Below are 13282 nucleotides of genomic sequence, written 5' to 3'. Positions count from 1 at the left end.
AAAAACCGCCCTGACGAACTGATTCTATGTTTTTACATAAAACGAATTTTCTCCTTCGGGCCCTTTACCCCCGTTTTAAATGGCGCGTTCGCACCCAGGAGAAGATTATTTATTTGACGTTCGACGACGGACCGATCCCGGAAGTCACCGAGTTTGTCTTGCAAACCCTGCAAAAATTTCAGGCGAAAGCGACCTTTTTTTGCATTGGCGATAATGTCAGGAAGCATCCCGGTATTTTTAACTTGGTTCAGCAAGCCGGGCACTCCGTTGGCAATCATACCTTTAACCACATGAATGGCTGGAAAACCGAGGACGAACCGTATCTGGAAAACTTCCGCCAATGTCAGCAACAGCTGGGAACGGCTACCCGGCTTTTTCGACCGCCCTACGGCCGTCTGAAACGCAGTCAGGGCACTGAAGTTCTGAAAACCCATGATGTCATTATGTGGGATGTGCTGACGGGCGATTTTTCGTTGTCGCTCCAACCCGAGGTGGTGTTGCAGAAAACCCTGAAGCACACCGAACCAGGTTCCATCATTCTGTTCCACGACAGCATTAAAGCCTGGCCCCGAATGAGTTATGCATTGCCCCGCGTTCTTGCTCATTTTTCAGATCTCGGTTATCGTTTTGACGGTTTGCCCCAAACGGCCGGCTTAAAGACTTCGGCTTCGTGAAGATTGACGCCAGCATTCTGATTGCCGCCCGCAACGAGGAAGATACCATTTTAAGCTGTCTTCAGTCCATCGAACGACTTCAGTATCCGCCGGATCGCTACGAAGTTTTGATCGGCAACGATCAGTCGGAGGATAAAACCGGCTCGCTGGTCGGCGATTTTATCAAAGACAAACCACACTTCCGGCTTTTTACGATCATCGGGCGCGTGGGTCAACAGGCCGGAAAAGCCAACGTGCTGGCGCAGCTCGCCCAGCACGCCCGGGGCCGGATTCTGCTGTTCACCGATGCCGACTGTGAAGTAGCTCCCGGCTGGATTGACGGCATGATCAAACCGTTCGAACAGCCCGGAATCGGCATCCTGACGGGTTGTACGCAGATTATGGGCCAAAACTGGTTTCAGCGTCTACAGGCGGTCGATTGGTTTTATGGTCAATTTCTGATCAAACAATTTGCCGATCTGACTATTCCGGTCACGGCGATGGGCAATAATATGGCCGTGCGACGAACGGCCTATGATGCCGTGGGCGGTTACGAAAATCTGCCCTTTTCCGTCGTCGAAGATTACCAGCTTTTCAGGGAGGTGGTTCAACGCGGTTTTTTGTTTGGACATCTTTTCAATCGCGACGTCCTGGCGACAACCCGCCCGTTACCAAATTGGAAAAGTTGGTTGCAACAACGAAAACGCTGGATGGTCGGTGCGTTGCAATTGCCGGTTTACTTTATCCTGCTTTTCCTCCTCCAACTGGTCTATTACCCGTTCCTGATTGCCCTGGCCTTCGGGTCTCCGGCGCTGGCTGCAACCATCTGGATCATCAAATTTGTTACCCAGACGGTCCAGTTGCTCTGGATTCTAAACCGGTTTCGCCGGTGGGACTTGCTGACCTCTTTAGCTGGCTACGAGTTTTACCTGCACATCGGATATTTGATTACGCTTATTTACTATTTGTTACCAACAAAGGTGGTCTGGAAAGGCCGAACGTATCCATGATTGACACCCACGCCCATATTTACGACCTTCAATTCGATGATAAAAACGCCATGTTGATGGCGGCAGAACAACAGGGCGTTTCCCAAATCTGGATGCCCAACTGCGCAACCGAAACCATCGACGGCATGATGGCGCTCGCCCGTCAGTTTCCCGACCGCTGTTTGCCGATGATGGGGCTTCATCCCTGCTACGTCGGTGAAACCGTTGAGGACGAACTGGCCACCGCCGAAAGTTGGCTCAACCGGTATTCATTCATTGCCATTGGCGAAATCGGTCTGGATTTTTACTGGGATTTGACCCACATCGACCGCCAGTTCGAAGCGTTTACGATCCAGTTACAGTGGGCTTCCCAGCGCAATTTACCGGTTTCGATCCACAGCCGATCCGGCGCCAATGGTGGCCGCAACGCGTTTGCTGAAGCGGCCGACCTGATCGAAAAACTGGCTCTACCAAACCTGAACGGTATTTTTCACTGCTTTGTCGGCACCGTCGATGAAGCCCGGCGCGCCATCGATCTGGGTTTCAAGCTGGGCATCGGTGGCGTATCGACCTTCAAAAATGGCGGTTTGGATAAAGTGCTTCCGCACATCGATCTGGAACACCTGGTGCTCGAGACCGACGCGCCCTATCTGGCTCCCGTTCCCTACCGCGGCAAGCGAAATGAACCGGCCTATCTGAAGCTGATTGCGCAACGGCTTGCTGATTTGAAAGAGATTCCGCTCAATGTGGTCGATGAGCAGACTACCCGAAATGCCCACCAACTCCTGCAACGATAAGCATGTACCGCACCATTCACATCAATCCGGTTTTACCCGGTCAATCGCGCTCATCCGTTCTGGTTATTTATACCGGCGGAACGCTGGGCATGGTCTATGACCGGCAAAATGATCAGTTAGTACCTTTTGATTTTGAACAGATTCTGGACCGTGTGCCCGAAATCCGTCGGCTGGATTTCGAACTGACCGTCGTCGTGCTGAACGAATTGATCGATTCGTCGAACATGCGGCCATTGAACTGGATTGCGCTGGCCCGGATTATTCGGGAAAATTATGATGCCTACGACAGTTTCGTGATTCTGCACGGCACGGACACAATGGCTTACACAGCGTCTGCGCTGAGTTTTTTGCTCGAAGGGCTGTACAAACCGGTCATTCTAACCGGCGCGCAATTGCCCATCGGGGTGGCGCGGTCCGATGCCCGGGAAAATTTTATTACGGCGATGGAAATTGCAGCTGCGCAGGAAAACGGTCGTCCGATGGTGCCGGAAGTATGCATTTATTTCAATTCGCTGCTGCTTCGCGGAAACCGGGCGAAGAAAAAAGAAAGCGTTCATTTTAATGCTTTTCAGTCTGAGAATTACCCGCATCTGGCCATGGCCGGCGTCAATATCGAATACAACACGCCTTTTATTAAGCCGTACCGGCCACAGTCGAAATTGACGGTTTACGAGGAAATGGACACGCACGTCGTCGTATTACCGCTATTTCCGGGAATCAACCATCAGATTATCAGTTCTATTCTCGGAATACCGGGTTTGAAAGGCATGGTGCTGGAAAGTTACGGCTCCGGAAATGCGCCGACGGAAACCTGGTTTCTAAACGCCCTGGAAAGTGCCATCGACCGCGGGCTGGTCATTTTCAACGTCTCCCAGTGCGACGGCGGCCGGGTGACGCAGGGCCGCTACCAAACGAGTAAAGTGCTGGCTGAAATCGGCGTTTTGAGCGGCAGTGATTGTACGGTCGAAGCCGCCATCACGAAATTAATGTTTCTGCTGGCCAATGAACCCGATCCTGAAACGCTGAAAAAACGTCTGGTTACGCCGATTTGTGGAGAAATGAGTCTGTGAGCTTTCAAAAACCGGTTGTAAATTTCAGGAATAACCGTCATCTTTGCATCCCGATTCAGCACAGAGAGGTGTCCGAGTGGTTGAAGGAGCACGCCTGGAAAGTGTGTATACGTCTAAAGCGTATCGCGGGTTCGAATCCCGCTCTCTCTGCAAACAAAATAACCCGCTCATAATGAGCGGGTTATTTTGTTATTATACCAACTGCTCCGCTTAAACCGGTTCGGCTGCACCGCAGCCTGGGGGCAGTTCCTGCGGGTTTCCCGGTACAGTTGACCTATCGCCACTGCATCAGAGCCGAGTTTAAAGCTTCTTCGACCCGACGGCGGGGTTTGTGAAAATAAATCATTCCGTGACCGGGCAGCATCAGGTCAGTATCGACTTTGGCAAACCGACGCAGTGATTCCGTATACATCGTTTTGTCGAAATCGATGGAACCACTCCAGCCGAAATCGCCACTCAACAGCGTCCCAATCACATCGCCACTGATAACGACCCGTTTCTGCTCCCAATTGAAAAGGAAAGCCGTGCATCCCCTGCTGTGCCCGGGCAGGTGCATCACCTCAATCTCAACTCCCAAAACGGTAAGCCGTTGGCTGTCAACGACTAGCTGGTCCACGGTTACGGGTTGGAAAATTTTGTGATAGAGATACCCGCAACAGCGTTCATCACCGGAAGCCACGGCATCCGCCGTTTCGCCAATGGCTATGAATTTAACCCCGCGCTCTTTCAGGAGGTGCGCTCCGCCAGCGTGATCGTAATGCGCATGGGTCAGGAAACAAACCCGAATGTCATCGGGCGAAAGATCCCAATACCGCATGTTGGCAAAGATTTGCTCCATCGTATCCCCACAGCCACAATCGAACAGAATCAGCCCCTGGGCGGTCTTCAGAACGTACGAATTCGCATCATTCCATAAGGCTCCGGGCTGGTCGAAGGTAATCCCGTTTAAATCTCCGCCGACTTGAAATAGATTTTTGAGTACTTGCATTAGGTTCAGTTTTACGAAGGATCGACAATTTGGCCCCAATTCTACTATTTTTAAGCCAAAGCCTAAGAATAGTTACCGGGCTATCCGCAACATTTCTTACTTTTCCGGCTCAAACCCAAATTCATCCACTATATGGAAATCAAACGCAATGCTACGGCCCATTGGGAAGGTTCGGGCAAAGACGGAAAAGGTACCCTTACCACCGCCAGCACGGTGCTCAACGGGACCCAATATTCATTCAATACCCGCTTTGCCGACGGCGTTGGCACAAATCCGGAAGAACTGGCAGCAGCCGCACACTCGGGTTGTTTTGCGATGCAATTAGCGTTTAACATTCAGGGAGCCGGTTTTACCGCTACCTTCATCGATGCCAAAGCAGTCGTTACGCTCGATCCCGCCAGCAGCAGCATCACCAGTTCGAAATTGACCGTAACAGCCAGCGTACCCGGTATTACGAAAGAAAAATTCGACGAGCTTGTCGGACACGCCGAAAAAAATTGCCCGATTTCAAAATTATTCAATACCGCCATCAGCGTCGACGCAACGCTGGAATAACGTACAAAAATCCGGAAAGACCACTGATAATGAATGCTTTGACTTCATTCTTTAGTGGTCTTTCTTCATTGAATACTTCCCTTTTTGGCCCGTCCTTTCCCGCTATTATACCATATAGCCCCCCAATTTCGTTTTATAGCGAAACAGCCTTTTATCTACATTTTCAACTTTGAAAAACAGCATTGGCCAAATGAGACAAATCGTCATTCTTTTCATCCTGGTATTGAGCATAGCGTCCTGTAAAAAAGGCGATTCTGAAGCAGAGAATGTTGATCCTCGGGAACAGTACATCGGTATCTACGACATTGATTATACGTCAAAAACGCTAATTGGCACCATCGATTTCAACGAAGACAGCGGTAAAGGATTGATTACATTCAGTAAAGGCGACGCTGCGAATGAACTCAAAATGACCACCGAATTTCCGGGTTTAAGCAGTGTCACGGATGTCGTTAAATTAGACGGTACGAAGTTCTCGATCAATCGGACCCGCGACCAAATGAGGTTAGGCAACAAGCAATACGATGCCGAATTTTTAGGCTCGGGCCTGTTCGAAGGCAAAGTGGTAACCGTTACATCGGTCACTACGGTAAACCAAAGCGGCACGGTGGCCAAATGGACCAGATCCTATAAAGGTTCTAAACGATAAAGTGTCTTTTGTCTGTAAAGTCCACCCGGAAGTCATCAATCCGGGTGGACTTTTTTGTTTACCGTTGTTTTTAGCGGTATTTTTACTACCATCAATCTCTTAACCATCCCGACCTAGTGGCTGTATACACCGATCATATCCGATTGCTTTTTGGCCTGAAATTAAAACAAATTCGGTTGGATAAAGGGTTGTCGATCAGTGAACTGGGCCAGATCTCGGGGCTTTCGGTTTCGTATTTGACCGAAATTGAAAAAGGCCGGAAATACCCCAAAACCGATAAGATTGCCGCCCTGGCCCGGGCGATGGATGTGGATTATGACACCTTGGTTTCGCTCAAACTCAGCAAGAAACTGGAGCCGATTTCTGAACTGCTTCGCTCCCGGTTTTTAACCGAAATACCGCTCGAATTATTGGGTATCGACCCTTCCGATTTGCTCGAATTGCTGGCAGAAGCGCCCGCCAAAGTTAGCGCCATGATTTCAACGATCATGAACATCGGCCGGAGTTATCACGTCAGCGTCGAACGGTTATACATGGCGGTACTGCGGTCGTATCAGGAAATGCACGACAACTATTTCGAAGACATCGAGCAGGACGGCGACCGGTTTTTAACGGAGTTTGCGTCCAGTCATTCGCTGGTCGATGAGAGCTTACTCAGCAGCCTGTTACGAACCCGGTATAATTACAAAATTCTGACTTTCAGCCGGGAGACGAACCCGGAGCTGGCCGGTTTACGCTCCGTTTTCCGTCCGGAATCCGGCACGCTCTACCTCAACAATCACCTGTCGATTGAACAGAAAACGTTCATTCTGGCCCGCGAAGTGGGATTTCAGTACATGAATCTGAAAATCCGGCCTTATACCTATTCGTACGTGGAAGCGGAGTCGTTCGAACAGATTCTGAACAATTATAAAGCCTCGTATTTTGCCGGAACAATCCTGATTCGCCGGGACGATCTCATTGCGCGTTTGCAGGAAATTTTCGACCAGCCCAACTGGAGTAATGACGCTTTTCTAGGCTTGATTCAGTCTTTCAACGCCACTCCTGAACGTTTTTTTTACCGGCTCAGCAACCTGCTCCCCAAGCATTTCGGCATCGATCAATTGTTCTTCTACCGGTTTAACAATACCGCCGGGCAAACCAATTTCCATCTGACCAAGGAAATGCACCTGACCCGCCAGCAAGGTCCGAAAAGCATGGTCGATGAGCATTATTGCCGCCGTTGGGTGGCCCTGACGATTCTCCAGGAGCTGGCGTTTTTGCAGAAAAAGAATTATGTCGGTGCTTTGTGTCAGGCCCAGCTATCGACCTACGCCGATACGGGGAACACCTTTTTTATTGTGTCCGTAGCCCAGCCGTATCAGCCTCACCAGCAGCAAAATATGAGCGTATCGATGTGTTTTAAAATGACCGATACCCTCAAAAGTAAAATGCGGTTTTTGAATCCGTTATCGCCCGATATTTCCCAGCGGATTGTCAACGAAGCCTGCGAGCGATGCGGTATTTTCGACTGCCGCGAACGGGTGGCCGCCCCAACGGGATTACAGAAAAAGCGCCAGATCGACGCCATGAAAAAGGCATTGGAAGAGTTGAACTAAGGAAAAGTTAAGAATTAAAAGTTAAGAGGTTAAGAATTGGCTGACGCATGTTTTCTGTTCGGTTTAATGAGTGAGCCAAACGTACGGGCGGCTTTTAACTCTTCATTCTTAACTCATTTAAAAGCGGGGATTCCGGTAATTTCGTTGCCTAAAATCAGCAGGTGAATGTCGTGCGTTCCTTCGTAGGTGACCACTGATTCGAGGTTCATCAGGTGCCGCATGATCGGGTATTCGCCCGAAATCCCCATGGCTCCGTGGATTTGCCGGGCTTCCCGAACCACATTCAGCGCCATTTCGACATTGTTCCGTTTTGCCAGTGAAATTTGGGCCGTGGTTGCCTTTCCGGCATTTTTCAACGTGCCCAACCGCCAGCAAATCAATTGCGCCCGGGTGATTTCAGTGAGCATTTCCGCCAGTTTCTTCTGTACGAGTTGAAAGGCCGCTATGGGCTTTCCAAACTGCTGCCGCTCCAGCGCGTACCGACGGGCCGAATCATAACAATCCATTGCCGCCCCCACTACACCCCAGGCAATACCGTACCGCGCCTGATCGAGACAACGCAGCGGGCTTTTGATTCCGTCGGTTTCGGGCAATAGATTTTCTTTGGGCACTTTCACATCCTGAAACACCAGCTCGCCCGTGGCGCTGGCCCGCAACGACCACTTGGAATGAATTTCGGGCGTCGAGAAGCCTTCCAGGCCACGATCGACCAGTAAACCCCGGACGCGCCCCTGCTCATTTTTGGCCCAAACCACGGCGACATCAGCCACCGGCGAATTGGTGATCCACAGTTTGGAGCCGTTGAGCAGGTAATGATCGCTGTGTTCCACAAACGACGTCTGCATACCGGCGGGATTGGAACCGTGGTCGGGTTCGGTCAGACCAAAACAGCCCAGCAGTTCGCCCGTTGCCAGCCTGGGCAAATACTTGCGCTTCTGGTCTTCGGAACCGTACGTATAAATAGGCCACATCACCAGCGAACTTTGCACCGAAACACACGAACGAAGGCCCGAATCGCCCCGCTCAATTTCCTGCATCATCAAACCGTATGAAATGGAATCCAGTCCGCCACCACCGTATTCCGCCGGAATGGTGGGACCAAATGCTCCAATTTCGCCCAATTTGGGTACGAGAAAAGCCGGAAATTCGGCACGCTGGGCGCAATCCTCGATGATGGGGCTGATTTCCCGGTTTACAAAATCCCGCATCGACGACCGAACCAGCTTCTGGTCGTCGCTCAGCAGATCATCGATTTCGTAAAAATCCGGCGCTTCAAAAGCCGGGGCGCGGTGAAGAGTCGACATGGCTGAATTTAATTACCTGAGGAGCACGCCAACCTCCGCTGCCGACGCCCAGTTCTCATTTTCGTTGACTGAAGACAACGCTACCAGTTTGATAAACCGGGCTTTCTGGGGGGCCGAAAAAGGCACCTCCTGCTTGACCGGATTATTTTTTATGTTCGCGAAGGCGCTGTTTTCAAACACCGGTTTCCAGTCGGACCCGTTTTCGCTCACATAAAAGCTGTACTGGTAAATCGTGCCGCCGGTTTGCCCGTCCTGCCGGGGCGTATACGTAAATCCTTTCAGCGTCAGGGATTCGCCCAGATTGATCACCAGTTCGTGCGGATGTTTTTTACTTCCCTCCTGCCGGGCGGTTTGCCAGATGGTGCCCGGGTTTGAGTCAATTGCCCGGTTTGCCGAATTCCGGCCGCTTTCCTCGCCAACTACCGACCATTTCTCCGGTGCCATATCGAACGTGGCCGGTATGGTTTCCGACGACTCTGCCCCGTTTTTGATAAAAGCTTTGGCCTTGATCGTCCCCCCTTTGGCATAGGTGAAGGGCGTCGTATACCGGGCCGACGCCAGCGTGGGTTCGGTTCCGTCGGTTGTATACCGGATTACCGGATCGGCAACTTCCGAAGTAATCGTCACCAAGCCCTGTTTGTTACGGGCAATTTCCGGATTCGACAACAGTTCGGGCGCTTTGTAAATACCAACCGCTGACAAAACCGGGCAGGCGTTGGCCTCCAGGATCGTCACCCGCACTTTAGCGGTTTTCAGGGTCGGGAAAGCCAGAATTCGCTTGTAGCCAATGGTCGTTTGCTGATCGATGGTTTCGAACTGTTTGCCATTCCAGGCTTCGATCTTGAACGACTTAACCCGCTGCCCCAACGGAATGTATTCCTGCAGGACAACCCGGTTTATTTCCGTGGATTTGCCGAGATCGACCACAAAAGAAGCCTGGCGAACGGCATCGTCGGTGGTCCAGTACGAGTCGTATTTTCCATCCACCAGATTACTGGCCGCAAATTGGTTGTCATTTCCCCGAAACGCCGAGGTCGTCACCGTTTTGCCGATGGCCAGGTTCGTTTTGAACGATTCATCGACGGTTTTTCGAAACTCCATCAAACGGGTGGAGTCGTTGGGATGAATCAGCCCTTCGCGCGAAACCGGCACATTGAGCAGTAAATTTCCATTGCGGCCTACCGACGAATGATAAATCTTCATTAAATGCGTCAGGGTTTTTACCCGGTCGTCCGTATCGGGACTGTAAAACCAACCCGGCCGAATCGAAACATCCACCTCCGCCGGAATCCAGTATTTCCCGTTTTCATTGCCGGTATTCAACACCTGTGTCGAAGGAGCGGCACTGCCCATGCCAAAACCATCGGTGTTCAGGGTAGACCAGTTGGTTTCGCCGGCAATACCGGATTCATTTCCCATCCAGCGACATCCCGGACCAATATCACTGAAAATTATGGCTTTCGGCTGGTGCTTATAAACGACTCCGCGAAACAGATTCCAGTCGTATTCCTGCCGCTTTCCGTTGGGCCCTTCGCCATTGGCGCCGTCGAACCATTGTTCAAAAACGTCACCATAACTGCTCAGTACCTCGTCGAGCGTGTTGGCAAAAATCTGGTTGTACTCGGGCGTTCCATACGCCGGGTGGTTGCGGTCCCAGGGCGACAGGTAAACACCGAACTTCAAACCGTATTCCTTGCAGGCATTGGATAGTTCACGCAGAACATCGCCCTGGCCGTTTTTCCACGCGCTCTCCCGAACGGTATGTTTACTAAATTTACTCGGCCACAGGCAAAACCCGTCGTGGTGTTTTGCCGTGATGATGATGGCTTTCATACCAGCCGCTTTGGCCGTTCGCGCCCACTGGCGGGCGTCCAAATGCGTCGGATTGAATACCTTTGGATCTTCATCCCCGTGTCCCCATTCTTTGTTCGTGAATGTATTCGGACCAAAGTGTATAAACATGTAATATTCCAGCTGCTGCCATTGCACCTGCTGGGGGCTGGGCAAAGCTCCGTAGGGAGCCGGAGGAGCGGTTTTCTGGGCAAGTACGGATAATGAACTGAGTAACAGTAAACAGAAGATTTTTTTCATTGAGAAAACGATTGTTGTCCCGTCTTGCCAGGGTCTTCGACGGGGTGAGAACCAAAGTTCGTACGGTTTCAGATACGCTTGAAACGTTGGTAAAAGTAGTGCGGTTTTTTCCAATTGATCAACATGTGCCGAGGTTTTTCGAAGATTCGCGCTGAGCCCTGACTGCCATTGTGGTGGGTGCCTTGAGCTGCCGACCGGGTTCGATCCCTCATATATTTCCTGAATTGACTAATTTTACCATAAATTACTTAAATAATATAAGAATTAGCCGCGAACCTGGAACACCATCGTGGTGTTGACATACTAGGAAATTTAGTCTATGATTCATTCGCTTTCGTTAACCCTCGATCCGGAAATTGCCTTTGACGACCCGGCTTTCGAGCGGGAAGTCTATAACCGATTGCACCTTCCGCCCGATCTGCTGATTGGGGTGGAACCGGAGCGTCCCATTGTTCGCAAACTTCGCCAGTCCATCGATGCCCGTTCCCGTCAGGTAAAAGTACACATCGATGCGGAAGTGTATGTTGGCGAAAAACCGCGTCCACTGATCGCCTACCAGCGCAGGTATCCGGATGTCAGTCAGGCCCGGGATGTGATTGTCGTCGGGGCGGGTCCGGCCGGGTTGTTCGCGGCATTGCGGCTGATTGAACTGGGAATCCGGCCGGTAGTGCTGGAACGGGGCAGCGATGTCCGGGCGCGTCGGCGGGATCTGGCGGCTATTAATAAAGATCACATTGTCAATCCGGAATCCAACTATTGCTTCGGTGAAGGCGGTGCCGGAACGTATTCCGACGGCAAACTCTACACCCGTTCCAAAAAACGGGGCGATGTTCGCCGGATTCTCGAAATTTTGGTCGCTCATGGCGCAACGGACCAGATTCTGGTGGACGCCCACCCGCACATCGGCACCAACAAGTTGCCGGATGTGGTGGTGGCTCTGCGACAGAGCATTATCGATGCGGGCGGAGAAATCCGGTTTGATACCCGCATGGTCGATTTACTCGTTGAACAAAATGAAATCAAAGGCGTTGTAACGGATCGGGGCGATGAGTTAACGGGGCTGGGCGTCATTCTGGCAACCGGTCATTCGGCACGCGACGTGTTCAGTTTATTGCACCGGAAAGGTATAACCATCGAAAGCAAGCCTTTTGCAATGGGCGTCCGGATCGAACACCAGCAATCGTTTATCGATCGGATTCAGTACCACCGGCCTGATCGGGGCGATTATTTACCCGCGGCTTCGTATAGTCTGGTGACCCAAACTCGTCACAAAGGCGTTGAGCGGGGAGTGTTTTCGTTTTGCATGTGTCCGGGTGGTTTTATTGTTCCGGCGGCCACCGCACCGGGCGAGCTGGTGGTCAATGGCATGTCGCCCTCACGCCGGGATTCGAAATTTGCGAACTCAGGTCTGGTGGTGGCTATTCATGAAAACGATTTGAAGCCGTATCGGGCGTATGGTCCGCTGGCCGGTTTGCAATACCAGAAAGAGCTCGAACAGCGGGCCTGCCAACTGGCAGGTGGCAACCAGACCGCGCCCGCGCAACGGGTTTCGGATTACGTAAACGGCCGGATTTCCAGCCAGTTGCTACCAACCTCCTATCAACCCGGTTTGAAACCGGTCGAAATGAGCACGGTATTGCCGGAAGCCATTGCCGCTCCCCTGAAAGCCGGGCTGAAGCAATTCGGCCTTTCCATGCGCGGATACGTTACGAATGATGCGCAGCTAATTGGGGTCGAAAGCCGCACGTCGTCGCCCGTCCGGATTCCCCGCCATCCGGATACGCTCGAACACGTGCAGATTCGGCGGCTTTTTCCGTGTAGTGAAGGTGCGGGTTACGCCGGTGGTATCGTCTCGGCAGCCATGGACGGCGAAAAATGTGCGGAACAACTTATTAAACGCTATGCTTGAACCTTCGTTTCATAGCTTTGCCAACGCCCTGCGGGAACGGTTGGCCGAACCGCTGCCCGGTCCGGAAGCCCATCTGAAAATGGCCTCCCGATCGCGGTTACGCATGGCTATGCAACCGAATGAACGAACTCGGCGGAGTGCGGTTCTGATCGTTTTTTATCCGTATCAGGATTCGATTTACCTTCCCCTGATCTTACGCCCGCAATACGACGGCGTTCATGCGGGCCAGATGGCTTTTCCGGGCGGACGCATGGAACGGAGCGACGAAAATCTGATTCGGACCGCCTTGCGGGAAGCGCAGGAAGAAGTCGGGATTCGGGTAACCGACGTGAAAGTCCTGGGCAAGCTGACGGAAATTTACATTCCACCCAGTAACTTTTACGTTCAGCCCGTAGTGGGCATTCTTCCCTACCGCCCGGATTTCTACCCGGACCCACGTGAGGTCGAGCACGTTGTCGAGGTATCGTTAGACGAATTGATGGACGAAACGATTATTGGGGAAAACGCCATTGAAATTAAAGGCACCCTGATCGACGCGCCTTTTTACCAGATTCAGGGTTTTAAAGTCTGGGGCGCAACTGCCATGATGATCAGCGAATTACTGACGGTTATTAATTCAGTACCGAAGTAAAAATGCCTGAAAAAAGGCTGTCATTCTATTTGAAAATTATTATATTTG

12 protein-coding genes and 1 tRNA gene are annotated in these 13282 nt (G+C 51.6%); 10 read left to right on the top strand and 3 right to left on the bottom strand.

Annotation, left to right across the window (positions count from 1 at the left end):
• Window positions 1-26 precede the first annotated feature (26 nt).
• From EHT87_RS05155 to EHT87_RS05135, 5 genes are all read left to right on the top strand, one after another.
• Window positions 27-674, top strand: coding sequence for a polysaccharide deacetylase family protein (locus EHT87_RS05155; protein WP_124904511.1), 648 nt, complete (start codon window positions 27-29; stop codon window positions 672-674).
• A complete protein-coding gene (locus EHT87_RS05150) occupies window positions 671-1663 on the top strand; it encodes a glycosyltransferase (protein ID WP_124904509.1) in 993 nt (330 codons plus the stop codon). Before EHT87_RS05155 ends, EHT87_RS05150 begins: the two co-directional genes overlap by 4 nt.
• Complete coding sequence (locus tag EHT87_RS05145; RefSeq protein WP_124904507.1) at window positions 1660-2439, top strand: TatD family hydrolase; 780 nt, start codon at window positions 1660-1662, stop codon at window positions 2437-2439. Before EHT87_RS05150 ends, EHT87_RS05145 begins: the two co-directional genes overlap by 4 nt.
• Before the next feature lie 2 nt (window positions 2440-2441).
• Window positions 2442-3509: an asparaginase gene (locus tag EHT87_RS05140; RefSeq protein ID WP_124904505.1), complete on the top strand. Its 1068-nt coding sequence runs from the start codon at window positions 2442-2444 to the stop codon at window positions 3507-3509.
• A gap of 62 nt (window positions 3510-3571) precedes the next feature.
• A tRNA-Ser gene (locus tag EHT87_RS05135) sits at window positions 3572-3659 on the top strand.
• Between the two features lie 124 nt (window positions 3660-3783).
• On the opposite strand, the gene EHT87_RS05130 is transcribed toward EHT87_RS05135, so the two are convergent.
• The gene (locus tag EHT87_RS05130; protein ID WP_124904503.1) at window positions 3784-4497 is read right to left on the bottom strand and encodes an MBL fold metallo-hydrolase; all 714 of its coding nucleotides are present in this window, start codon (window positions 4495-4497) and stop codon (window positions 3784-3786) included.
• A gap of 132 nt (window positions 4498-4629) precedes the next feature.
• Between EHT87_RS05130 and EHT87_RS05125 the strand changes: the two genes are divergently transcribed.
• The 3 genes from EHT87_RS05125 (at window position 4630) to EHT87_RS05115 (ending at window position 7299) form a co-directional block, all read left to right on the top strand.
• Window positions 4630-5052 (top strand): OsmC family peroxiredoxin, encoded by a 423-nt coding sequence (locus tag EHT87_RS05125; RefSeq protein ID WP_124904501.1) that lies wholly within the window; start codon window positions 4630-4632, stop codon window positions 5050-5052.
• Between the two features lie 190 nt (window positions 5053-5242).
• Window positions 5243-5701 carry a hypothetical protein gene (locus EHT87_RS05120; protein ID WP_124904499.1) on the top strand — a complete coding sequence of 153 codons (459 nt, stop codon included), beginning with the start codon at window positions 5243-5245 and terminating at the stop codon, window positions 5699-5701.
• 116 nt (window positions 5702-5817) lie between these two features.
• On the top strand, window positions 5818-7299 hold the full coding sequence (locus tag EHT87_RS05115; RefSeq protein WP_124904497.1) for a helix-turn-helix domain-containing protein: 1482 nt from the start codon (window positions 5818-5820) through the stop codon (window positions 7297-7299).
• 113 nt (window positions 7300-7412) lie between these two features.
• Here EHT87_RS05115 and EHT87_RS05110 read toward each other — a convergent pair whose 3' ends face one another.
• Window positions 7413-8603, bottom strand: coding sequence for an acyl-CoA dehydrogenase family protein (locus EHT87_RS05110; protein WP_124904495.1), 1191 nt, complete (start codon window positions 8601-8603; stop codon window positions 7413-7415).
• Between the two features lie 12 nt (window positions 8604-8615).
• A complete protein-coding gene (locus EHT87_RS05105) occupies window positions 8616-10694 on the bottom strand; it encodes an alpha-L-fucosidase (RefSeq protein WP_124904493.1) in 2079 nt (692 codons plus the stop codon).
• A 319-nt stretch (window positions 10695-11013) separates the two neighbouring features.
• Between EHT87_RS05105 and EHT87_RS05100 the strand changes: the two genes are divergently transcribed.
• Window positions 11014-12603, top strand: a complete 1590-nt coding sequence (locus EHT87_RS05100; protein WP_124904491.1) for an NAD(P)/FAD-dependent oxidoreductase — start codon at window positions 11014-11016, stop codon at window positions 12601-12603.
• Window positions 12596-13234 carry an NUDIX hydrolase gene (locus EHT87_RS05095; RefSeq protein ID WP_124904489.1) on the top strand — a complete coding sequence of 213 codons (639 nt, stop codon included), beginning with the start codon at window positions 12596-12598 and terminating at the stop codon, window positions 13232-13234. The genes EHT87_RS05100 and EHT87_RS05095 overlap by 8 nt, the downstream gene beginning before the upstream one ends.
• Window positions 13235-13282 lie beyond the last annotated feature (48 nt).

The sequence above is a fragment of the Larkinella knui genome, from assembly GCF_003858645.1.
Lineage (GTDB): Bacteria > Bacteroidota > Bacteroidia > Cytophagales > Spirosomataceae > Larkinella > Larkinella knui.
This window is presented reverse-complemented; position numbering and strand designations above follow the sequence as displayed.

Bases quoted from the DNA above. Each gene is read 5' to 3' on its own strand.
- EHT87_RS05155 (WP_124904511.1), top strand. From the start codon at position 27: ATGTTTTTACATAAAACGAATTTTCTCCTTCGGGCCCTTTACCCCCGT.
- EHT87_RS05145 (WP_124904507.1), top strand. From the start codon at position 1,660: ATGATTGACACCCACGCCCATATTTACGACCTTCAATTCGATGATAAA.
- EHT87_RS05140 (WP_124904505.1), top strand. From the start codon at position 2,442: ATGTACCGCACCATTCACATCAATCCGGTTTTACCCGGTCAATCGCGC.
- EHT87_RS05130 (WP_124904503.1), bottom strand. From the start codon at position 4,497: ATGCAAGTACTCAAAAATCTATTTCAAGTCGGCGGAGATTTAAACGGG.
- EHT87_RS05125 (WP_124904501.1), top strand. From the start codon at position 4,630: ATGGAAATCAAACGCAATGCTACGGCCCATTGGGAAGGTTCGGGCAAA.
- EHT87_RS05120 (WP_124904499.1), top strand. From the start codon at position 5,243: ATGAGACAAATCGTCATTCTTTTCATCCTGGTATTGAGCATAGCGTCC.
- EHT87_RS05110 (WP_124904495.1), bottom strand. From the start codon at position 8,603: ATGTCGACTCTTCACCGCGCCCCGGCTTTTGAAGCGCCGGATTTTTAC.
- EHT87_RS05105 (WP_124904493.1), bottom strand. From the start codon at position 10,694: ATGAAAAAAATCTTCTGTTTACTGTTACTCAGTTCATTATCCGTACTT.
- EHT87_RS05100 (WP_124904491.1), top strand. From the start codon at position 11,014: ATGATTCATTCGCTTTCGTTAACCCTCGATCCGGAAATTGCCTTTGAC.
- EHT87_RS05095 (WP_124904489.1), top strand. From the start codon at position 12,596: ATGCTTGAACCTTCGTTTCATAGCTTTGCCAACGCCCTGCGGGAACGG.